We start from the raw sequence: 22,340 nt of genomic DNA on the forward strand, positions 1-22,340 counted from the left end.
ATGATTCGCCACCAAAACTCCAAAACGTAGCATAATAAATTCAAGCAGATTTTTAGCCTTTATTATTTAGTTATTTTAAAGAAATTTTGTTTGGTTAAGCTTCGAAAATTATGCTAACCTTTCCACCTCCTCGTAATACTTCTGAAGCTAAAACTACCTCGGTAATAGCAACTATTTCAGTTCTTTTTTTTCTGTCTGGTTTTACTGCTCTTCTGTATCAAGTAGCTTGGCAGCGAATGTTAGGACTGTTTTCTGGTTCTGATGTTCGTTCGGTAACGATTATTATTGCCTCCTATTTAGCAGGATTAGGTTTAGGTAATCTGATTGGTGGTTGGTACAGCGATCGCGCTACTAATCGTCAATGCGTCAGAATTTACGGTGCGTGTAACCTGGGTATTGCTGCTTTTGCTGTTTTTAGTCGTTTTTTATTTTACGATTGGTTGTTTCTGAGATGGCGATATTTGGCAGACTCATCCGTCTTAATGCTGATCATAGTTTTTTGCAGTTTGCTGATTCCTACCAGTTTGATGGGTTTATCTTTACCCCTATTATCAAAAGCAGTTAGCCGTCATGCGAAAGATTCTGCCTCCCGAATTGGTTTACTTTATGGTGTTAATACTCTAGGTTCGGGAATAGGAACATTTCTTTCTGGGTGGTATATTGTTGGCACAATTGGCTATGAAAAAACAGTTTATTTTGGTGCAGCAATTAGTGCTTTAGTTGGCGCGATCGCATTAATTTGTGCTGAACGATTTACCAATCAAAATTACTCTAGAGAAACCCAAGATACCAACTTGTTTAAAGATCAATCAAGCTTTTTTAAACAGTGGTGTTGGTTAGTTTTTCTGTCAGGCTTTAGTGCAATTTCTTTAGAAATCATTTGGTTTAGAGTTTTAGATATTGCTTTACAGTCCAATGCTTACACTTACGCTCATTTATTAACTTTTATTTTAGTTAGCAATGCTTGTGGTAGTTTGATCGGAGCTAAAGCGATTAGATTTATTAAACAACCGAAAAAAGTTTTTCTCTTAATTCAAGGAATGGTTGCTGCTTATGCTGCCATTTCGATTTGGGCAATTGGGTCTTATTGGCAAGATTATCCAGCTTTACGGGCTGATATTGGTTATATTAATCTTTCTAATCTCAGTTTTGCCGTATTTTTCAAATATTTAATCGTTCCCATCGTCATGATGGTTTTACCTAATTTACTCTTAGGATTTTACTTTCCTTTAGTACAAAAAGCTGTTCAGGTTCATGACGATCGCATTGGCAGAAGAGTCGGATTAATCTTAATTGCTAATATTTTAGGCAATACAACAGGTAGTTTGTTGACAGGTTTAGTTTTACTGCAATATTTAGGCACAGCCAATTCTTTGCGATTATTGGTTTTACTAGGATTAGGATTTATAATTGCGATTCGTCCCAATTGGAAAAAGGCTCGGTTTACAACCACCCTAGCAGTTATTTTAGTTGCTACTATGATATTTTTTCCCAATAATCATCGTCTTTGGGCAGCCTTACATGGAGTTAAACCAAAAACTTATTTTATAGTGGCGGAAGACTCAACTGGAGTAGCTGCCATTGCCGAAGAAAACAATCAAGGTAAATTATTTGCTTCTGGACAAGTTCAGGCAAATTTTCCCTATCTCCATCTTCATGCCTTGTTAGGTACTGTGCCTGCTTTACTTCATCCCCATCCTAACCAAATTATGATTATCGGTTTGGGTTCAGGAGGCACTCCTCATACACTAGGAGCTAATCCCCTAACCAAACAAGTACAGGTAGTAGAATTAATGGGAGCAGAATTACCAGTATTGCAAAAGTATGCTCAAACTCCGATTGGAAAACCACTAAAAGCTCTATTTCAAGACCCCCGTTACCAATTTGTAGTAGGTGATGGACGCAGAGAATTAACCATAGCTGACCGCAAATTTGACATCATAGAAGCCGACGCAATTCAACCTTGGCGATCGCGTGCAGGAATGTTGTATTCTCAAGAATTTTTTCAAGAAGTGCGATCGCATTTAGCTCCTGCTGGGATGTTTGTGGAATGGGATGTGGGCAAAGCAGCAGAACAAACCTTTCGCAATGTTTTTCCCTATGTTACGAGAGTAAAATTGTCACAAGATTTATCAGTTTTGTTTGGTAGTGAACAGCCTGTCATTTTTGATAAAAATAGTTTGTTGGTTAAGCTCAACAATCCAGAAGTAATAAGTTTCTTACAAAAAGCCGAAGTCAATTTTGAAGCTTTACGCCGAGATATCCAAGCTGCTTCTGTACAAATGTACTCCCATACTCAAGATGGTCAACCCCAAGCAGTTAACACCGATTTATTTCCTCGGGCAGAATACTATCTCAACCACTCTTTAAGCAATTAAAAATAACTTAGACTTTGGTACAGAAGCATGACTTTTTGTACAGGCGAATGGCCATTCGCCCCTACTTTTGACTTTTGGCTTCTAATTTTTATGATTCTTGCCAATATTTATAAGTTGCATAAGCAAGGGTAACAACACCAGTGATAATAGCTGCCTCATCAACTTCAAATAAAGGATGATGAAGAGGATAATTAGGGCGATCGCAGTATCCTACCCCAAGACGAAACATCGAACCAGGAGCGTGGTCTAGATAAACAGAAAAATCTTCAGAACCCAAAGAAGGCTCAGTAATAATCTTAACGCGATCGCTGCCCCAAGCCTCCCTGCTAGCTGCTTCCAAAATTTGAGTCAAACTCAAATCATTTTGAACCGAAGGAACTCCTCGACGATAATTAACTTCATATTTAGCTCCATAAGTCTGACAAACCTGAGCCGTAATATTTTCAATCCACTGGGGTAAGTTGGCATGACTCTCAGGATAAAGTGAGCGTACTGTACCAAGCATCCTCACGCGATCGGCAATAACATTAGAAGCTCTTCCGCCTTCAATCTTCCCAATCGTTAAAACAATTGGATGGAGAGGATTTTGTGTCCGACTAATTGCCTGTTGTAAATTGGTAATTACCTGAGCAGCAATCCAAATGGCATCGATCGCTTCATGAGGACGCGCACCATGTCCTGATTCTCCTTGAATAATAATTTCTAAATCATCGGCAGCAGCAGTTAAAGCACCGTAACGAATACCAACGTGACGAGCAGGAATTGAAGGAAAAACATGAACACCAAAAATTGCTTCCACTCCTTCCATTGCGCCATCTTGAACCATCCATCTAGCTCCTTGAGCTATTTCTTCGGCTGATTGAAACAAAAAGCGAGTAGTTCCAGGAAGATTTTCCGACAATTGAGCTAAAATCATTGCTGTTCCCAAGCCCAAGGTAGTATGAACATCATGACCACAAGCGTGCATAACTCCAACTCTTCGAGAAGCATAGTCTAACTGAGTACGCTCTTGGATGGGCAAAGCATCCAGATCAGTCCGAATTGCCAAGATTCGCTTGTCTGTGCCTGTTCCTGGTAACTCTCCTAATACACCTGTTTTACCGACTGCTTCGCGGACGTGAAGTCCAGAGGATGACAACACACCTGCTACGTAAGCAGCAGTTTGATATTCTTCTCCACTCAATTCAGGATGAGCATGAAAATGACGACGAATTTCAATTAATCTTGGAGCAAGGGTTGCGGCTAAGTCTTTGATTTCAGCAAGCATCTATAAAAAATTAAGAACCTACAATTAAACAAATAGTAACTACTATTAACTTTAATTAACCTTAATATCCCTTGCTTTTCAATGTCGTCTTTTGTTTTTTATCACTTGTGCAATCAATGTGACCGATAACTAATTAATCCTCAGCCACAATTACCACCGTAATATTATCTGAACCTCCTGCTTTTTTGGCTGCTGCAATTAATTCTTCAGCAGCTTCCTGACAAGTTTTGCAGTGAGTGAGAAAAGTTTGAATCTGATCATCAGAAACTTCTTCAGTTAAACCATCACTACATAATAACAAGCGATCGCCTGATTGAACATCGAGTGGTTGTAGAGAAATTTTATATAAGTCTTTTCTACCCAGACATTGAGATAGAACGTGTCGCCAAGGATGAAATTGAGCTTGTTCTTTACTAATTTCCCCTGCTTTAAGAGCTAAACCCACCCAAGTATGGTCATCAGTAATTTGTTCAAGTTGAGAATCACGCAAGCGATACAGACGAGAATCACCCACATGAGCGCACCAAGATTGCTGTTCGCGGAAGATCACGACTACTACCGTCGTTCCCATATCTCCTCGTTCTGGATGCTGAGATTGGTCTTCAAGAATACTTTGATTAGCCTTGTCAATTGCTTCTTGAAGCAATACGTCGGAAGGGAGAGAAGAATCCCAATTATTGATTAAATAAGCTGTAATTGCTTCTGTAGCGATTTTGCTAGCTTCTTGCCCACCAGCGTGTCCTCCCATACCGTCGGCGACAATGAAAAAACGTCCTTCTTCATCATCAACAAAATAATTATCTTGATTGACTGTACGTACTATTCCTGTATCTGTAAGACCTATAAAACGACGTTTCATACGTAATTTGCCTGATGATTTTTTGCGAGTTTAAAACATTCGGTCACTGCGGTCAATCTTTCTGTAAAGTCTTAGCAATGCCCAAGCAGGAACAAGTGCCAAACCAGCAGCGATCGCAGCAAGATTAATAGAACCATTAACGAATAAGAGAGTTGCCGATAAAATCAATGCGCCGATCAAAATAGTATGGTTAGTACCCATCTGAACTGCACTGAGACGACGTAAGGCTCGTTCTGATTCGATTGAGCGTACTCTTACCCGTAAATCTCCTCGCTCTAATTTATCTATTGTATCCTCGATTCGTCTAGGGAGTCCTAAAGCTGTACTACCAACTTGAGCAGCTTGTCTTCCTATTTCATCGAAAATTGTACTATTGTTTCGTCCGTTACTATTTGTCATAAGCTGCATTGCAAATGGTTGTGCCACTTCCATAAAATTAAATTCGGGGTCTAATCCTTTGCCTACTCCTTCCAGGGTAGAAAAAGCGCGCATTACAAAGGTAAATGTAGCTGGAAACCGAAATGGTTGTCCGTAGGCAATGTCATAAAGATCTTCACTAATCGCTTCAATCGATTGTTCCTCAAACGGCTTATCCATGAAGTTATCCAGCATATACTGAACTGAACGTCTAACTGGACTAAGATCGCCTGTAGGAGTTAAAGCACCTACTTCGATTAAGGAATTAACTACTAAATCGGCATTTTTTTGAGCAATACCAAACAATGTATCCATTAATTTTTCACGGATATTATTTTTGATCTGCCCCATCATGCCAAAATCGTAGAAAATTAAAGAACCTTCAGGACTAACAGCAATATTGCCTGGATGGGGATCGGCGTGAAAAAAACCACTGTTTAACAATTGTTGTAGATAAGCTTTTGCTCCCAACCTAGCTAATAATTTGCGGTCTAAACCTGCTGCTTCAATCGCTTCATAATGACTAATTTTAATGCCTGGCAAATATTCTAAGGTCAAAACTCGTGGAGAAGCATATCGCCAGTAAACTCTGGGGACATGCACCCAATTTTCTTGACGGAAATTACGCCGAAAAGTGTCAGCATTTCGCCCTTCATTAATATAATCAGTTTCTTCCCAGAGAATTCGACAGCATTCTTCATAAATCCCAATCCAGTCTTTTCCTTGCCCCCAACGAGGATGATTTTGAAAATAACGAGCAATTTGTTTGAGAATGGCGAGATCAATTGTAAATAATTGTTTCAATCCTGGTCGTTGGACTTTAACAACCACTTCTTCCCCACTATGAAGTTGAGCTTTATGAACTTGTCCTAAGCTTGCTGCTGCTAAAGGAGTAGGATCGAATTTATGAAATAACTGTCCGATTGGTTTACCTAAATCTTTCTCGATAATTGCTGCTACTTGCTCGTAGGCAAAAGCAGGAACTCGATCTTGTAATTTAGCTAATTCTTCAACATATTCTGAGGGAAATAAATCTGCACGAGTAGAAAACAACTGCCCTACTTTAATAAAAGTTGGACCTAATTCTAATAAGCTTTCTCTAATCCAAATCGCTTGAGCTTTTCTTCTTTGGGCTAGTTTTTCTTCAGTAAAACCACCTGAATAAGACCATTTTTTACCATTACGCCAGAATTTAAAAAGCAGGGTAAAAACAAAAATCCAAATATCGATGCGACGACGAGTTCGAGAATAATTTTCACGATTCCAACGATAAGTTTTTTTGCCTGTTTCTGGTCGATTGATTGCCAAATTTGAGTCTGAATTAGACTCGTTATTTACAGAATTTTGGGAGGTTTGAGAGACGGCAGACACTCGTTTTCTTAATAAAATTTTTACTAAATCTGATTTTTATCCAAAAATGATTATGTATAAGCTAATTTTATTTAGCTTGCCATAATCCTAATTTAAAGTTATTGATTGCGATATTTATTCAATTCAGCTTTTAAGCTGGCAATTTCTGCTCGTAATTGATCGAGCATTTCTTGTAAGTCTTCGGTATCAACATTTTTATTATTGTTAGTAGTACCGGAGGCAGGATTTGCTGAAGCAAAATTAGCTTCTCGTTCGGCTCTAGCTTGAACTTCTTCAATAAATTGTCTAAGATTTTCTCTGGCTTCAGCATCAAATTTACCTAAATCGCTCAGAGCGTTGGTTACAGATTCTTCTAATTTTTCATTGAGAACTTCAGCCAAGGCTCTGCCAAAAAAAAAGGCTTGAATTACGGGATTGCTCATCGCGCAAAATTTCTTAATAGCTTTCGTTACAAATTATATCTCTTCTCGATCAGAAGAGGTTTTAAAGGGATAGGATTAAAAATTTTTCTTACGATTGAATTTAATCTGTCAAATTCAAACTTAGTTGAACGTACCCTGGAGATGGTTCTGTAGCAAGGGGTAAAACTTTTAGATAACGAGAGTAATTGTCATGCAAAAATAAAGAATTACCTGGACGTTGACTATCGATGGTTAACCAATGATGAAAGACTTGTTCTCTTAAATCTTTCGGTTTAACTAGTTGATAAACTCTAACCCGTTTCTGATTTTGACGCTCATAACGGATACAACGAATCCCGTAATCGATTTTTTCTAATAAACGTCTAATAATAATAATCGGACTAGAGTTTTTAGCTAGACCAATTCCTAATGTTGTTTTAATTTCGCTGCGATGGTGTAGTGCAGTGCTGGCTAGAGCTTGAAGATCGCGATCGCTATTGCGTAATTCTCTTTCTGGATGATTAATCAAAATAGGAACTCCTAACACTTCCATTGTGCCAACACTTGCCCCTAGTTGAGAACCATTAAAATCAGGTAAAAATAAACTTCCTTCTCCTTGTTGAATTAATTTCAGGGCAACTTTGGCATCTCGATCTGCTAAAAAAGAACGACCAACAGTTAAAAAGTAATGTAGGCGAATTTTGTCATACCAACCATCATCATCTAAAGCAATTAATTCAGGAGTAACGGGAAGATGATAGCGTTGTTGTAGTTCGTATTTTTTGAGTTGATGTTTTTGAAGCAGAGTTTTGACTATTCTTTTTTTAAGGCTTTGATATTGTTTTTCTGTCAAACTTTTAGCTTCTGCGATCGCTTGACATTCGTTTTGATAGTTTTGTTGCCTCACTTCTGCGATCGCTTCTAATAAAGATGGGGTTTTATCTTTTTGGTTAGAAGTAATGATATTGACAGGTGGAGGAAGAATTTGATGTCCTTCATCTTTGAGAGCCGATAAAATTGACTCACGGTAATTAATCATGCCTGCGTTGTATCTTACCGCCATTTTTGCCCAACAAAGTAAGGATTCGGCTTGAAATCCTGTATCAATATCTTCTAAACTTTCAAAATCTGATTGTTGTAGCAAACGGATATTCAGTTGAGTTAAACGATGTCCTGAAGTAAGTAAACTAGGAATTGAAGTTGAACCATTGCCAATTCGATTAAAGCCATAATTAGCACACCAAAGATAACGAGGAATATTAGCTCTTACTCTAGCTAAAGTTTGTCTAACTGCATTTTCCCCTTGAATTCCTTGAGCAAGACACCAAACTGAAGTAAAGTGATCGGATAATTCAATCGAAATACCTGTTTCAATGGAAGGACTAGCTAAAACCACCTCATAGTTAATTAGGACTTCATTTAATTTGGTAATACATCCATAAGCAGGATGCTGAGGGTCGGCAAGAGATTCCGAATCAAGGCGTAAAATCTTCTTGTGAGGAAATTTTTTACGAAAATAGGCTTCTAAAGTCCTAGTTCCCCATTTACTGGTTAATTTTTGGGCAGAAAGACAAACCATCGGTTTGCCTCCTTGTTTAATATATTTCTCTAAATCTTTAACAATTTTTTTCGGCGTACTGTCTTGATAGTTATAAACTTGCCAAGCAGATTGAGGATTGGGTTGCCAATCATTGTAGATAAGATAAGGTTCAATCGCAGTTCCTGACAGGGAAATGAGATAATCAAGGGAAATATCACTCAAATCAGCATCCACAGCATAGACTTTGCCCTTGCCTGTCAAAACATTTTGTAGTAAAAGTTTTAAAGACCTTAGAATTGCTACTCGATTGGCTTTACAAGTACTAGAATTTAAACAATGCCAGATAACTTGTTCTACTTCATCAAAAATAACAATACTATCTGACCAATCTTCAGGATTAAATTGAGCTTGAGAATTAGGGTGAAGTGAATCTATACACAAACCAAACCCAATTCCATCACCAGAATTAGTTTTGATTTCAGTAACATAATTAAGGTCAAAACGCTGACATAAAGCCTGAACCAACTGAATTCGATGACCAATTACTAAAACTTTTTGTTCAATAGCAATGGCATCGGCTACAATTTGTTCTAGAAACTTGGTTTTGCCCGTTCCTTTAGGGGATTTAATCCCAATCAATTGAGCGGAATCAGGAAGATCTACTGCTGGTAAATAGGGACAATTAAATTGTAGTTGAGGAAGATGGGTTAAACGATTCCAAGCTTGCGCTTTCCAGGTTTCAAAAGTTAAGGCATTTTGATAGGCGCAATCAAAAGCAGCTTGAGTTTGATTAGCAATTAAGTCATCTACTCCTTTACCTAAACTCGATTTCCAATGAACAACTTTAACTGTGCAACCAAGCTGTTCAAGTAAATAGCCAGTTTTTTTAATCGCAGTGTTAACTGCTTTGATCGTATTCGGTTTAGTATCTTGATCGAAAACAAAATATACTTCTCGTTGCTGCTTAATTAATTCTTGTAATTGAGAAATTAAATAAGATTTACCGATCCGTTTTCCTGTTTCATCTTTCGGTGTGCGATAACCATTGTTAATTCCTGGTAAACCAACAGCTACATAACCAGCCGACAATAATGCACCTGCCTTTTTTGCTCCTTCAGTAATACACAAAGGAATTTCAGGATGTTTGAGCAACCATTGCCAAAAACCTAAATCAGAACGAGTTTGATCCCAATCTGAAGCTATAATATCTACTCTGTAGCGATGAGCAATTTTTTCCCAAATCCGAACAGGAACTTTGAGAGCAAATAATCCTGTGGCAGTTTTAGGAGGATGTTCGTATTTAATCAGTTTGTCTTGATTAATACTTTGACGTGGTTGGACAGGCTTAAAACAACCCCATAAATCTTCTTCTCCAGTCATAACATCAACCCCCGAACACCACCAACCACCTTCGGTTGTATGAGCATAAAGTTGAAGAAATCCTTCAGTTACCCGACCGTCATTTCTTCTGGGAATAGCATCAGAGTAAAGTAAATATTCGGAAGGTGAAAAACCATGCAAAGGAATTACATTGAGATTAGTTAACTCTTCGTCGACACAACTAGCTTGCCATTCCAATTGATGATTCATCTTTATTTTTTCCTACCGATTGAAGAGTAAGTATGATACCACTATATGTGGTGTATGATGAGCAAAAAAAATCGTAATACAACACTAAATATCTTAAGACTAGGCTTTAGTGGTAGACAACCGCAACTTCCGTTAAATTAGATTTACAGCCAAAGTATTTTTTACTGCCTCGTCTTTTAAAAATCTGTGAATTCATACCAGCAAATTCCCATCGAAGAATGCGGAGAACCTCTTGTTCCCATTCCTTTAGAAAAATTCGCCGTAGAGTTACCCCATCCCTATGAAAGGTTAGGAGCAAATTATGGAGAGCGATCGCCTTACTGTTTACGTCAAGGAGTAGTGACTGCTTTAGAAAAAGCGCAGTTTCTATTGAATAAAAGCTATCCTGGTTGGAAATTAAAAATTTTTGATGCTTATCGAACTGTAGGAGTACAGCAATTTATGGTTGATTACACCTATGGGATACTACTCAAGCGACAGGGTTTGCCAGAACATAAGCTTTCTCCTCAACAGCGTCAAAAAATTTGGGATCAAGTATATCAACTTTGGGCTGCACCTAGCTTAGATCCTTTAACTCCTCCTCCTCATAGTACAGGAGCAGCGATCGATCTGACTTTAATTGATGATCGAGGTATTACTCTAGATCTGGGAGGTCAAATTGATGAAATCTCTCCGCGTTCTCATCCTGATTACTATGCCAAAAGTCAAGACATTAAGGAACAGCAATTCCATCGTCGTCGTCAATTGCTAGAAAGAGTGATGCTTAATGCTGGTTTTTCTCGTCATCCTAGAGAATGGTGGCATTTTTCGTTAGGCGATCAAATGTGGGCTTGGTTACACAACCAAAATAATCCTAATAATTCTGTAATTGCTCGTTATGGCAGAATTTAGCTAATTCAAATCGCTCTTATTTTAGAAGATAAATTCCTATTGTTAACATAGATTTAAATCTATTGTTATTGACAAATAAATAGAGATAAAGCTATTATTATTTCAGGTATTGTCATTGTAGACCAATAACAGTGATAGTTCGTGGTTTCGTTCTAGAAGGGTTATTTAAATCCCTAAGAGCGAGAGCTAACTACGAAGTAATTATAATTGAAATGCTCTACTCCTTAACAGTAATCAATCATAAATAGCTGTTGTGGTCTCCTTTGTCATTCCTCCATAACAAGCCATTTAGTTACCTGCACTCTACAGGTAACTTTATTTTTGTTAGGCTCATTTTAGGTTTAAAAAGCAGACAATTTCCTTTTGGTAAATGATTTTAGGTTTTGATCCAGGCAGAGATAAATGCGGTATTGCAGTAATGAATTTTGCTCGCCAAATTGTTTTTCATCAAGTAGTTGATTCTCAACTGGCGTTAGCTGATCTGCAAAAGTTATGTCAACAATATGAAATCAAACTAATTGTCATGGGTAATTTAACCACAGCTAAAAGCTGGCGACAAAAGATTGAATCAGAGTTGTCCTTCTCAATTCCTTTAGTAATGGTAGATGAAAATAATAGTTCTGTTGAAGCTAGAGAACGTTATTGGCAGATGTATCCACCTCGAGGTTTAAAAAAGTTAATTCCTCAAGGAATGCGGATTCCTCCTCGTCCAGTAGACGATATTGTAGCTATTCTCTTGATTGAAAGATATTTGGCTACATCTGAGTACGGACAGTAAACATATAATCTCCACCTGGTTCTAATTGATAATCACAGTGTTCTAAAAAGCGTCCAAGAGGCTCTTGAATTAATGCCCTGCCTAAAGAAGGTTGAATTAATAGTTTTTTTTGTCGAAAACGCCACTGAAATTGCCAATGATAGTTAGCAGCCTTGACTTCTCCTTCAAGGTTGCCCAAATGCCAAGATTGTTTGGTAATCCGAACGTAGGCGGTAGTTTCTGGGAGCGATCGAGAACTCACAATATTTGCTTAGAAATTTTTATCCTAATTTTAGGTTACAAGTTAAATCATATCTAACCTTCAAGATGTTTATAGTTTGACAAAAATAAAAAAGGCTACTCCCGTAAAAAACAAAATTGTCAAAGATATTAAATAGATTACAATCCAAGAAAACTGTTGTTCTAATCTTTTATAAGCTACTTTAACTTTGACTAACTGTTTTTTAGTAAGCTGCAATTCGGTGATAATATCTTCTCTTGCTTCCTTACTAAAAGGACTGCCAGATTTTTCTAAAATATCGATACGTTGATTAAATTTTTCTTCTAATTGGGTAATATGCTCGGGAAAATTTTGAGAAGTTCTTTCAATCAGTTTTTCTAACAATCCAGGACTTAATTGACAATAACCTTTGTAAACATAGCGAATAGCATCAGCTAATTCATGAGCAGGGGTATTTTTGAGGAGATAACCTTTTGCTCCTGACTGCATTGCATTTTCAACATCTACTTCATTATTATGACTACTTAAAACTAAAATTTTATTTTCGGGAAAACGTTGTGCTACAACTTTAATTGTTGTAATACCGTCCATACCTGGCATTTCTATATCTAATATGGTAAGGTCAGGTTTGAGATTTTGAATTTTTTCTATTGCTTCTAGACCATCATTAGCTTGACCGACAACCTTAATATCAGACTCAGCTTCTAAATACATCTGTAAAGCTTGTCTAATTAGGTTCTGATCATCAACTATCAGAACGCGAATCATTGTTTGCAATTCCTGTTAAAATAACTATCAAGTTTGCTCGATACTTCTACTTAATTTAAAGATTTTGTAAGAGTATATCATTAGATTGCTAGTTTTTCGAGATTGGTTTATCCTAAATTAATAACGATAATTTAACCAATAATAAACTGAATTTATAAAATCGAAATAATAATTTAAATATAAACTTTTTATTTCAAAAACATTAAACTATAGCCAATCCAAACCAAAATAATCAAAATTTGTACAAGACTTAAAATGTAAATTTTTTCTTGAAGCTTTTTCAAGATTTGAATTGTTTCTCCTTGTTTATTTTTTAAACTATATAATTTTAAATCTAAAGTAGAAATTAATTGTTCGCGAATTTGATTGAGGGTATTATCAATTAATTGTTTAGGTTCGGCTTTGATAATTGTTTCTAATTGATAAAAATGCCATCTAACTTGTTTTTCTAGAGTAATAAAATCATGATAAGAGGAATTAGTGGTTAATTGAGTGAGCAGTTGTTCTAGTAAACCAGGTGCTAACTGAAAATAACCTTTGTTAACATAACGAATAGTATGAGCTATTTCGTTGGAGGGAGTATTTTTAAGTAAATAACCTTTTGCTCCTGCTGAGATTGAACTATACAGTTCACTGTGGTCACCGTTATTACTAAAGACTATTGTTTTAGTTTGAGGAAAGTGGTCACGAATAATCTGGGTTGTCTTTATTCCATCTAGCTGAGGTATTTTTAAATCAATTAGAACAATGTCGGGTTGTAGCTGAGCAATTTTTTCTAAGGCAGTTTTGCCATTGTTAGCAAAACCGACTACTTGAAGATCGGATTCGGCATTTAAAGTAACTTGCCAATAGTGGTCAACTGATTTTTGATTAGCAACTATTAAAATATTAATCATAGGATTTAAACAAATATTTATTAATAAACTGATGAAATTAGGTAGTAAATTAGTTAAATGAAAAATAATTAACTGCGGTTTCACTGTTATTGAGAATCGTCTCTGAGTAATTATCAGTTTTGTTTTATTTTAATTGTAAAAATAATTCTGTTTTGATTCAAAATTTAGCCGATCAAATTTAACTTAAAAGACAATTTGTAGTTTAAATTACCAAATCGGTCAGATATCAATCAATTTCAATTAACATTAGTGGGAGGTATTCTTTGTTATCTTTTGATAGCTCCAGTCATTCAGAAGAATTAGAACTTACTTTATTAAGTTTTCAAGAAATTACTACAGAAATAAACTATAAAAAAGCTCAAAATTCTCTGAGAGATTTAATTCGTAATCTCGATCTTAGCGATCAAGAACAAGCAGGATTAGAATCAGATCTGAGCCGTCTAACCGAAATGCTAGATAAGTTGGAGCATTCTCTAGTGCAAATTGCTGCTTTTGGCATGGTGGGAAGAGGCAAGTCTTCGGTGTTAAATGCTCTTTTGGGACAAGAAATCTTTACTGCCGGACCACTTCACGGTGTTACTAATAAAATCAACAGTGCTAATTGGCAGTTGACTCCAGAGAAATTAGGCAACACAGAAGAAAATTTACAAACTCTGACTATATCCACAGGAATAGGAAAAAGTAAAATTCAATTAATTGATACTCCTGGAATTGATGAGGTTAATGGAGAAGTCAGAGAAGCATTAGCTTGTGATTTAGCTAAACAAGTAGATCTCATTTTATTTGTGATTGCAGGAGATCTAACTCAAGTTGAATACAATGCTTTATCGCGATTGCGGGAGGCAGGCAAACCAATCTTGCTGGTATTTAATAAAATTGATCAGTATCCTGAAGCAGATCGTTTGGCAATTTATCACAAGATTAGAGATGAGCGAGTCAAACAGTTACTTTCTCCTGAAGAAATTGTTATGGTAGCAGCGTCTCCGCTACAAGCACAAGCAATTCGTCAAGCTGATGGTAAATTAAAAGTACAGCGTCAACGGGGACAACCACAGGTAGACAGCCTTAAATTAAAAATACTTGAAATACTTAATCGGGAAGGTAAATCGTTGATTGCTCTCAACAGTATGCTGTTTGCTGACGAAGTTAATGAACAAATTTTACAGCGCAAATTAGAGATTCGGGAAGAAGCTGCCAATCGTTTGATTTACAAAGGAGTCATGTTTAAAGCAGTAGCGATCGCTCTAAATCCTGTGACGGCAATTGACTTATTTACTGGTGCGATAATTGATATTGCCATTATTATTACTCTTTCCCGTTTATACGGCATTCCCATGACTCAAGCTGGTGCGATCGCTTTGTTACGTAAAATTGCTTTGAGTATGGGAGGAATAGGTGCTAGTGAACTTTTAGCTACTTTGGGTCTAAGCTCGCTCAAAGGGATGTTAGGATTGAGTGTACCTCTGACAGGTGGATTATCCTTAGCTCCTTATTTATCAATTGCGATCGCACAAGCAGGAGTAGCTGGTGTCTCTTCTTACGCAATTGGACAAATTACCAAAACCTATCTAGCTAATGGTGCATCTTGGGGTCCCGATGGCCCAAAGGCGGTAGTAAAAAATATTTTGGATTCGTTGGATGAAGAATCGATTCTTAATCGGATCAAGTCTGAATTACAAGCTAAGTTAAGGGTTAATCAATCTGGGATAAATTTTGAAAAATAGTTTATCTCTTCTAATTTTGAGCGCGCTATGGCTTTATTTGTTGACCAACTTGTTTATACTAGCTTTCCCGAAATAGGATTTAAATTGCTTACTAGCGGGCAAATTACTCCTCAACTACAGCAATTGTTTTTAGAATTAGTAGTTGATCGATGTTGGAATGCTTATCAACCACCACCGCCAGGTTATCAAGCAGCTTTTTTACGACAAATTGACGCAGACAATAGTTTTTTTGGGTGGCTCAAGAGCGACATTAATGATGATTTTGAACGGATTAATGTTCCTTATTTTCTTGGTTATTATTGCGATCGCCCTTTAACTGCTCAACAGCTTAATAATATCTTTAACTGTTTGCAAAGAGGACCACTCAGCCAAATTAACCGCCACGATTTACTATTCCATAGTTTAGAGCCAGTTTACATTCCTGATTTTAATGGCTATCAATCTGCTGGAATGGAAATGAAAATTTCGCCAGTAATTCGTCAACACAGTTTAGTTGTTTTACAACAAAATCAACTGCTTAATTTATTAATTCCGACTCAACCTTCATCAATTAATCCTCTAGAAATAGTTTTACGAAATGCGATCGCTGAAAAAATGGGGATTTCAGGAGCAGTTTTAATCACTCAAACAGGAGAATTATTAACTAAACCAATTAGTTTGGAGCGAAAAACCCAATTAATTCTTACTAATATCATTAAAAATTTAAATCCAAGAGAATTAAAACAAAATCAAGCTCAAACGGCTCAAAAAATTTTATTACAGGGTCGCAATGGTTATTTAGTTTTATTTAATTGCTATCCTGATATCTTTTTATTAATTAAAGCCGAATTAATTTTAAAAAGTGTTTTACAAAAACAAATTGATAGTTTGATTAATCAATTACAACCAGAACTTAATAAACTACAATTAAAATTATATTGTCAACAGTATTAACCTATGATATTAAAATTAAATGAAATTATGATTTACTTGTTGTGCTAGCTTGCTAATGCTAGTTTTTATTTCATCTAAATCATCTTCAACAGCATTAAAAGTATTACTAATCCATCCTTGAGGCTCTACATCTCGTTTCAAAGTTTTAATTTCTTCTTCTAGTCTATTTATTCTACGATTATGTTCGTTAATTCTTTTATTTTGTTATTGTTCGCTTATTAATTGGTTGTGATGGTGTTTTGTTATCTATGTCTAAATTATAAAGTATCTTTGAAAAAGCACTGGTGTTATTTGAAAAGAATAATTTTAAGGATTTATTGTCTTCTCCATAATGCGACCACATTCTTATAATTTTTACTATATTTTCTGAATTCATAACATCGATTAATGTAATTTAGCTAATAAAAAACTGCTTATGTCCAAATCTCTTCCTGCTAAATATATAGTCAGATTAGGTAAATTTGTCTGGACAACGATGTGGCAGATTATGATGTCACAGTTGGCACCACCTAGTCGTGAGGGGGAATATTTGCGCCCTTCTAGTCAATTTAGAAATTTTATCGGTACGGAGGAAAATAATCCCTATCCACCAGCAACAGGACGTTATCGTCTTTATGTCGGCATGGGATGTCCTTGGGCGCATCGTACTCTAGTAGTTAGAGTTTTAAAAGGTTTAGAAGAGGTTATTTCTGTAGCAACGGTTTATCCTTCTAGTAATGAAGGAATTTGGATTTTTGACCAGTCTGAAGAAGGTTGTAATACCTTACCAGAAATATATCAATTAGCCCAACCTGGGTATCAAGGAAGATGTACTGTTCCTGTATTATGGGATACTCAGACGAAAACGATTGTTAACAATGAAAGTGCTGAAATTATTGTAATGCTCAATTCCGAGTTTAATCAGTGGGCAACTAATTCTGAGTTAGATTTATACCCAGAAATTTTACAACCACAAATTGATTCTTGGAACGAAAAAGTTTATCATGCGGTTAACAACGGTGTTTATCGTTGTGGTTTTGCTCAAACTCAATCAGCTTATAATCAAGCTTGTGAAGAATTGTTCCAAACTTTGGATGAGATTGATTTAGTCTTAGCAGACAAGCGTTATTTGTGTGGCGAACAAGTAACTTTAGCGGATGTGCGTTTGTTTACAACTTTATTCCGTTTTGATGTAGTTTATTACGGCTTATTTAAATGTAACCTACGTCGCATTCAAGATTATCCCCATTTAGGCAGATATCTGCGAGATTTGTACCAATTACCTGGAGTTGCTACTACTTGCGATCTTGAAAGTATTAAACGAGATTATTATGGCAATCTTTTCCCTCTTAACCCAGGGGGAATTATTCCCTTGGGGCCAGATTTAGCTAATTTATAAGTTTTGAAGCATAAAGATCTGCCGTCCAGTATGTTATTTATTTACGATCTTGATTGGGGAGTTACTCAAATACCTGTTTTTGATTCTTTGATTGGGATGGAGTAGCTTATTTTTGTTGGGTTTCGTACCTCAACCCAATCTAAGGGCGATCGCACTTCGATTTCGCAAACCTCCAAAACTTTGCCCAGTGAAATCCTTTTCTCCCCCAGCATAGAGTCTAAGCAATTCTTCTCTGTCCATAATTCAACACCTATTGATGAAGGAGAAGTTGGAGAATATAGTGCGATCGCCTGTATGCAGTAGTTCTCAGTCCAAAAACCCTAACTAAGAAATAAATCTCGCTTAAAGCTCTTCTTTTTTAATAGTAAGAAGATCGGAGTCTATTTCAATCGGTGATAAATGTTCTTCGGCTAAAAACTCTCTCACAAATGGTGAAAGATTATTATTCAAACGTCCAGCACGAATAAATTCGGCATAGGTATTTGCTTCGATATCTAAAAGATTTTGTTGTATTTGTTGTAAATCAAGCGATCGCAATTGAGGGTATTGAGTTTTGAGGTTGACAATTTTCTCTTCTAAATTTTCTAGTTGTTCTTTGACTACCATTCTCTGATATTGATAAGTTTCTGCTTCAATATCTCTTGCCAGATCTAGTTGTACAAAGTAATCCAACATTCGTTTGAGTGCAGTTCGACGGGCAATTAATTCAGAGTATTCTTGAGAGATAGATTGCTCATCAATCAGATTCAATTTTTTCAGCAACCATTTGGTAGTTAGTCCCTGTATTAATAAAGTAAACAAAACTACTCCAAAAACTGTCTCAATAATTGCTTGTCTTCCTGGAAAAATAGCAGGTACACTCAAAGCTAAAGCGATGGAAAATGAACCTCTTAAACCACCCCACCACAAAATTGTTTGTTCTCGGAGACTAACTTTATTCTCGGCTATTAAGTTACCCAAAGCACCTAAACCATAGATAGAAACAATTCGGGTGCCTAGTACAGCTACAACAGTAATACCAATGGGGATTAAATTATCGCTTAAACTAAAAAAGTTAATTTGATCGCCAATCAGCAAGAAAACAATTGAGTTAACAAAAAAGGCAATAAACTCCCAAAACTCAGTTACTAAAAGCCTAACTCTAGGACTCATGCCAATTCGAGAGCCAAAATTACCTAAAATCAATCCTGCGATCGCAACTCCAATGACCCCAGAACCACCTAATTCTTCTGTAATTAAATAAGTTCCATAGGCTGAAACTAAGGTTAAAGACTGTTCTACTAAGGGTAAATCAACGCGCTGAGTTAGATAAGAAATCCCAAATCCAATTAAACAACCTGTGGCGACACCAATACCTACAAAGGTACAAAAACGCAGAATAGTATTGGAAGCAGATAATTCTTGTGTTCCTACCAGTATCTCTGTTAACAGAACAAAAGCAACAACTGCTACTCCATCATTAAATAAACTTTCTCCCTCCATCAATACTTTTAATCGCTTACTTGCCCCAACTTCTCGAAATAAGGAAATAACCGCAACTGAGTCCGTTGTCGCCAAACTAGAACCAATTAAAAGAGCAGCAGCCAGAGATAAAGAGGTAAATTCTTTAACAGCGAAAGCTACGCCAAAAATAGAAATAATTACCCCAAATACAGCAAAAAAAGTTACAAATATCCAATTTTCTTTGAGTTCCTGCCAACGAATATTCCAAGCAGCTTCAAAAAGCAGAGGAGGCAGAAATATTTCTAAAATTAATTCTGGTGAGAGACTACCTAAGTGGATATCCACAAAAGCCAAACCGAGTCCCACAATAACTAGTAACAACGTGTAGGGAATTTGGCGAAACCAGCTAGAAATTTGTGAGATGGTGACCACCCCAAGCGATACTGAAAGAACAACTAAAAATCTTTCTAGATTTTGTGTAATGGCTACATCGACAGCAGACTCTAGAGCCATTTGGCAACTCCGATAAGTTAAAGAGGTATTTTCCTCCTCGAATCAGTTACGATATCTTGGTCGAAGAGTGTTGCATTTTCGAGCAAGCGTTACTACTTAAGCAGACTCAGACAAATGTTAAGTAACTTATGAGGGTAATTCTTAACTTATCATAAATAAACAAAACTTAATAGCTAGGTTGTATAATTTAGGATTTCTTTTTTAGCTTTAAATTTTTCTCTCAAATAATTATCAGCATCATGGCAAACAAAACCCTTGGACTCGATCCACAACTGTACCAATATCTTCTTTCCGTTTCTCTCAATGAACCAGAAATTTTGACTCAATTGAGGCAAGAAACTGCCCAACATTCCATGAGTAATATGCAAATTGCTCCCGAACAAGGACAATTGATGGCTTTATTAGTCCAGTTAATTGGGGCGAAAAAAACTTTAGAAGTAGGAGTTTTTACTGGTTATAGTTCTCTAGTAGTCGCCTTAGCTTTACCCCCAGAAGGCAAAATAGTTGCTTGCGATGTCGATCCAGAATCTACTGCGATCGCTCGTCGTTATTGGGAACAAGCAGGAGTTGCTGATAAAATAGACTTGCGGATAGCACCTGCTTTGGAAACCTTAGAACAACTGATTCAACAGGGACAAGCGGATACTTTTGATTTTGCTTTTATTGATGCAGATAAAAGAAATTATCCTAATTATTATGAATACGCTCTACAATTAATCCGTCCTGGTGGTTTAATTGCGATCGATAATGTTTTATGGTCGGGTAGAGTAGCGGATCTGCAAGACACAGATAAACGTACTCAAGCAATTCGAGACTTTAATCAAAAACTCTCTCAAGATCTACGAGTAAAAATTAGTTTGTTGCCTATCGCTGATGGATTAACTTTAGCTATGAAAATTTAAATTTAGTTTAAGAAAAAAAATATCCACAGATAAACACGGATAAAGTTGTTGCTTGGTTGTGAATAAATTTTGCAATTATTGGTTATTATTTCTCATTAATACTTGCCACATCACTACAGTAGCAAGACTTAGATATCCAAACACAGCTATCCAATCAAGTAAATTACTATTATTTAGGTTTATTGACATAAAAATCCCAAATTTTCTCTCAATTGATCGAGTTTAATAATATATGCAGTACCAAAAATAGTTAAGGCGTTTTTACTAACTGATAACTGGTCACTGATAACTGATAACTGTTTAAATCATGCTCTAATAAAACTTTTCTTAAATTTGCTCCAATTGAGCAGGGAATAGTTTTTCCTTGAAATATGACTATCGGCATTAGTAGTTAATCTAACTTTACTTCTTAAAATAACTTAACATTTTGACCCAACAATTATGACTAGCGATCGCAAAATTTGGCTCTATGACACTACCTTAAGAGATGGTTCGCAACGAGAAGGAATTGCTCTTTCTTTAGAAGATAAACTCAAAATTGCTCATCAACTCGATCAGATGGGAATTCCTTTTATTGAAGGAGGATGGCCGGGGGCAAATCCTAAAGATGTTCAATTTTTTTGGAAACTGAAAGAAGAACCGCTTCAACAAGCTGAAGTAGTTGCTTTTTGTTCTACCCGTCGTCCACACCAAAATGCTGCCCAAGAGCGAATGTTACAGTCGGTTTTAGCTGCTGGTACGCTTTGGATAACTCTTTTTGGCAAATCTTGGGATTTACACGTTACGGAAGGCTTACAAACCAATTTGTCTGAAAATCTGGCAATGATTAAAGATACGATTGAGTATTTTCGTAGTCAAGGCAGAAGAGTAATTTATGATGCCGAACATTGGTTTGATGGTTACAAAAATAATCCTGAATATGCCATCACAACTCTTCAAGCTGCTACAGAAGCTGGTGCAGAATGGCTAGTCTTATGTGATACCAATGGTGGTTCGTTACCCCATGAAATTAGTCAGATTGTTAAGGAGGTAAATCAAGCAATTCCTCAGATTCAGCTAGGTATTCATACTCATAATGATGCAGGTACAGCCGTAGCTAATGCGATCGCAGCAGTGAGGTCAGGAGTTACAATGGTACAGGGAACGATTAATGGTTATGGGGAAAGATGTGGTAACGCTAATCTTTGTACCTTAATTCCTAATCTACAAATAAAACTTGGCTATGATTGCATCGAAGCCGAACAACTGACTCAGTTAACTAAAACTAGTCGTTTGGTGAGTGAAATTGTTAATCTTGCGCCTGATGATCATGCACCTTTTGTAGGACGTTCTGCTTTTGCTCATAAAGCTGGGGTACACGTCGCTGCGGTAGAAAAAAATCCTTTAACCTACGAACATCTGCAACCAGAGTTAATTGGTAATCAAAGACGGATTGTAATTTCCGACCAGTCAGGTTTGAGTAATGTGTTACACTATGCGGAGAAATTTGGGATTGAGCTAGCTAAACAAGACCCTACTTGTCGACAAATCTTAGAAAAACTGAAAACTCTAGAAAATCAAGGCTATCAATTTGAAGCTGCTGAAGCTAGTTTTGAATTATTGATGCGTTCTGCTTTAGGACAACGCAAGGAAATGTTTCAACTCAAAGGATTTCAGGTTCATTGTGAAATTCATCGAGACATCGATCATTTTGAGGGTGATGCCTTAGCAACGATTAAAGTAGAAGTAGATGGTAAAGATTTGTTAGAAGTAGCAGAAGGTAACGGCCCTGTTTCGGCTCTTGACCAAGCAATTCGGAAAGCTCTAGTGAAATTTTATCCTGAAATTGCTAAGTTTCATTTAACTGATTATAAAGTCAGAATTTTAGATGGAACAGCAGGAACTGCTGCTAAAACCCGTGTTCTAGTAGAATCTAGTAATGGTCAAGAACGTTGGACTACAGTAGGCGTATCTGCTAACATCCTGGATGCCTCTTATCAAGCCGTAGTCGAAGGAATCGAATATGGTTTATTATTGCAATCCTCCCTCAAGACAAAAGTAACTACTATATAATTAGCTGACTTAAGTTTAT

18 protein-coding genes are annotated in these 22,340 nt (G+C 36.5%); 8 read left to right on the plus strand and 10 right to left on the minus strand.

The window, feature by feature from the left end; genetic code table 11:
* The first annotated feature begins 110 nt into the window (after positions 1 to 110).
* Positions 111 to 2,378 carry a fused MFS/spermidine synthase gene (locus tag STA7437_RS00870; RefSeq protein WP_015191471.1) on the plus strand — a complete coding sequence of 756 codons (2,268 nt, stop codon included), beginning with the start codon at positions 111 to 113 and terminating at the stop codon, positions 2,376 to 2,378.
* A gap of 88 nt (positions 2,379 to 2,466) precedes the next feature.
* Here STA7437_RS00870 and STA7437_RS00875 read toward each other — a convergent pair whose 3' ends face one another.
* The 5 genes from STA7437_RS00875 to STA7437_RS00895 all read right to left on the minus strand — a co-directional run bounded on the left by STA7437_RS00875 (position 2,467) and on the right by STA7437_RS00895 (position 9,823).
* Entirely contained in the window at positions 2,467 to 3,645 is a 1,179-nt protein-coding gene (locus STA7437_RS00875; protein ID WP_015191472.1) for a M20 family metallopeptidase, read from the minus strand.
* A 133-nt stretch (positions 3,646 to 3,778) separates the two neighbouring features.
* Complete coding sequence (locus STA7437_RS00880) at positions 3,779 to 4,504, minus strand: Stp1/IreP family PP2C-type Ser/Thr phosphatase (protein WP_015191473.1); 726 nt, start codon at positions 4,502 to 4,504, stop codon at positions 3,779 to 3,781.
* Between the two features lie 30 nt (positions 4,505 to 4,534).
* Complete coding sequence (locus tag STA7437_RS00885; protein ID WP_407696433.1) at positions 4,535 to 6,229, minus strand: ABC1 kinase family protein; 1,695 nt, start codon at positions 6,227 to 6,229, stop codon at positions 4,535 to 4,537.
* 161 nt (positions 6,230 to 6,390) lie between these two features.
* Positions 6,391 to 6,714: a DUF6825 family protein gene (locus STA7437_RS00890; RefSeq protein WP_015191475.1), complete on the minus strand. Its 324-nt coding sequence runs from the start codon at positions 6,712 to 6,714 to the stop codon at positions 6,391 to 6,393.
* Between the two features lie 100 nt (positions 6,715 to 6,814).
* Positions 6,815 to 9,823 (minus strand): plasmid replication protein, CyRepA1 family, encoded by a 3,009-nt coding sequence (locus STA7437_RS00895; RefSeq protein ID WP_015191476.1) that lies wholly within the window; start codon positions 9,821 to 9,823, stop codon positions 6,815 to 6,817.
* 186 nt (positions 9,824 to 10,009) lie between these two features.
* On the opposite strand from STA7437_RS00895, the gene STA7437_RS00900 reads away from it, so the two are divergent.
* Positions 10,010 to 10,714: a M15 family metallopeptidase gene (locus STA7437_RS00900; protein WP_015191477.1), complete on the plus strand. Its 705-nt coding sequence runs from the start codon at positions 10,010 to 10,012 to the stop codon at positions 10,712 to 10,714.
* 370 nt (positions 10,715 to 11,084) lie between these two features.
* Positions 11,085 to 11,492 carry a pre-16S rRNA-processing nuclease YqgF gene (locus STA7437_RS00905; protein ID WP_015191478.1) on the plus strand — a complete coding sequence of 136 codons (408 nt, stop codon included), beginning with the start codon at positions 11,085 to 11,087 and terminating at the stop codon, positions 11,490 to 11,492.
* Here the strand turns inward: STA7437_RS00905 and STA7437_RS00910 are convergent.
* From STA7437_RS00910 to STA7437_RS24565, 3 genes are all read right to left on the minus strand, one after another.
* Positions 11,470 to 11,733, minus strand: coding sequence for a DUF3146 family protein (locus STA7437_RS00910; protein ID WP_015191479.1), 264 nt, complete (start codon positions 11,731 to 11,733; stop codon positions 11,470 to 11,472). The genes STA7437_RS00905 and STA7437_RS00910 overlap by 23 nt on opposite strands.
* A 69-nt stretch (positions 11,734 to 11,802) precedes the next feature.
* Positions 11,803 to 12,480, minus strand: coding sequence for a response regulator (locus STA7437_RS24560; RefSeq protein WP_015191480.1), 678 nt, complete (start codon positions 12,478 to 12,480; stop codon positions 11,803 to 11,805).
* Between the two features lie 188 nt (positions 12,481 to 12,668).
* Complete coding sequence (locus STA7437_RS24565; RefSeq protein WP_150109024.1) at positions 12,669 to 13,376, minus strand: response regulator; 708 nt, start codon at positions 13,374 to 13,376, stop codon at positions 12,669 to 12,671.
* A 263-nt stretch (positions 13,377 to 13,639) separates the two neighbouring features.
* Between STA7437_RS24565 and STA7437_RS00925 the strand changes: the two genes are divergently transcribed.
* Together STA7437_RS00925 and STA7437_RS24570 are read left to right on the plus strand one after the other, a co-directional pair.
* Positions 13,640 to 15,100 (plus strand): GTP-binding protein, encoded by a 1,461-nt coding sequence (locus STA7437_RS00925; protein ID WP_015191482.1) that lies wholly within the window; start codon positions 13,640 to 13,642, stop codon positions 15,098 to 15,100.
* A gap of 27 nt (positions 15,101 to 15,127) precedes the next feature.
* Positions 15,128 to 16,033, plus strand: a complete 906-nt coding sequence (locus STA7437_RS24570) for a hypothetical protein (RefSeq protein ID WP_015191483.1) — start codon at positions 15,128 to 15,130, stop codon at positions 16,031 to 16,033.
* A gap of 15 nt (positions 16,034 to 16,048) precedes the next feature.
* Here STA7437_RS24570 and STA7437_RS27305 read toward each other — a convergent pair whose 3' ends face one another.
* Positions 16,049 to 16,174: a hypothetical protein gene (locus tag STA7437_RS27305; protein WP_281169244.1), complete on the minus strand. Its 126-nt coding sequence runs from the start codon at positions 16,172 to 16,174 to the stop codon at positions 16,049 to 16,051.
* 274 nt (positions 16,175 to 16,448) lie between these two features.
* Between STA7437_RS27305 and STA7437_RS00935 the strand changes: the two genes are divergently transcribed.
* Entirely contained in the window at positions 16,449 to 17,411 is a 963-nt protein-coding gene (locus STA7437_RS00935) for a glutathione S-transferase family protein (RefSeq protein ID WP_015191484.1), read from the plus strand.
* 342 nt (positions 17,412 to 17,753) lie between these two features.
* Here the strand turns inward: STA7437_RS00935 and STA7437_RS00940 are convergent, their stop codons facing one another.
* A complete protein-coding gene (locus tag STA7437_RS00940; protein WP_015191486.1) occupies positions 17,754 to 19,367 on the minus strand; it encodes a cation:proton antiporter in 1,614 nt (537 codons plus the stop codon).
* 239 nt (positions 19,368 to 19,606) lie between these two features.
* Between STA7437_RS00940 and STA7437_RS00945 the strand changes: the two genes are divergently transcribed.
* Both STA7437_RS00945 and cimA read left to right on the plus strand, forming a co-directional pair.
* Positions 19,607 to 20,269: a class I SAM-dependent methyltransferase gene (locus STA7437_RS00945; protein WP_015191487.1), complete on the plus strand. Its 663-nt coding sequence runs from the start codon at positions 19,607 to 19,609 to the stop codon at positions 20,267 to 20,269.
* Between the two features lie 441 nt (positions 20,270 to 20,710).
* The gene (gene cimA / locus STA7437_RS00950; RefSeq protein ID WP_015191488.1) at positions 20,711 to 22,321 is read left to right on the plus strand and encodes a citramalate synthase; all 1,611 of its coding nucleotides are present in this window, start codon (positions 20,711 to 20,713) and stop codon (positions 22,319 to 22,321) included.
* Positions 22,322 to 22,340 lie beyond the last annotated feature (19 nt).

It is taken from the genome of Stanieria cyanosphaera PCC 7437 (assembly GCF_000317575.1).
GTDB classification, from domain to species: domain Bacteria; phylum Cyanobacteriota; class Cyanobacteriia; order Cyanobacteriales; family Xenococcaceae; genus Stanieria; species Stanieria cyanosphaera.

Bases quoted from the DNA above. Each gene is read 5' to 3' on its own strand.
- STA7437_RS24570 (WP_015191483.1), top strand. From the start codon at position 15,128: ATGGCTTTATTTGTTGACCAACTTGTTTATACTAGCTTTCCCGAAATA.
- STA7437_RS00945 (WP_015191487.1), top strand. From the start codon at position 19,607: ATGGCAAACAAAACCCTTGGACTCGATCCACAACTGTACCAATATCTT.
- STA7437_RS00870 (WP_015191471.1), top strand. From the start codon at position 111: ATGCTAACCTTTCCACCTCCTCGTAATACTTCTGAAGCTAAAACTACC.
- STA7437_RS00890 (WP_015191475.1), bottom strand. From the start codon at position 6,714: ATGAGCAATCCCGTAATTCAAGCCTTTTTTTTTGGCAGAGCCTTGGCT.
- STA7437_RS00940 (WP_015191486.1), bottom strand. From the start codon at position 19,367: ATGGCTCTAGAGTCTGCTGTCGATGTAGCCATTACACAAAATCTAGAA.
- STA7437_RS00935 (WP_015191484.1), top strand. From the start codon at position 16,449: ATGTCCAAATCTCTTCCTGCTAAATATATAGTCAGATTAGGTAAATTT.
- STA7437_RS00905 (WP_015191478.1), top strand. From the start codon at position 11,085: ATGATTTTAGGTTTTGATCCAGGCAGAGATAAATGCGGTATTGCAGTA.
- STA7437_RS24560 (WP_015191480.1), bottom strand. From the start codon at position 12,480: ATGATTCGCGTTCTGATAGTTGATGATCAGAACCTAATTAGACAAGCT.
- STA7437_RS00895 (WP_015191476.1), bottom strand. From the start codon at position 9,823: ATGAATCATCAATTGGAATGGCAAGCTAGTTGTGTCGACGAAGAGTTA.
- cimA (WP_015191488.1), top strand. From the start codon at position 20,711: ATGACTAGCGATCGCAAAATTTGGCTCTATGACACTACCTTAAGAGAT.
- STA7437_RS24565 (WP_150109024.1), bottom strand. From the start codon at position 13,376: ATGATTAATATTTTAATAGTTGCTAATCAAAAATCAGTTGACCACTAT.
- STA7437_RS00880 (WP_015191473.1), bottom strand. From the start codon at position 4,504: ATGAAACGTCGTTTTATAGGTCTTACAGATACAGGAATAGTACGTACA.
- STA7437_RS00875 (WP_015191472.1), bottom strand. From the start codon at position 3,645: ATGCTTGCTGAAATCAAAGACTTAGCCGCAACCCTTGCTCCAAGATTA.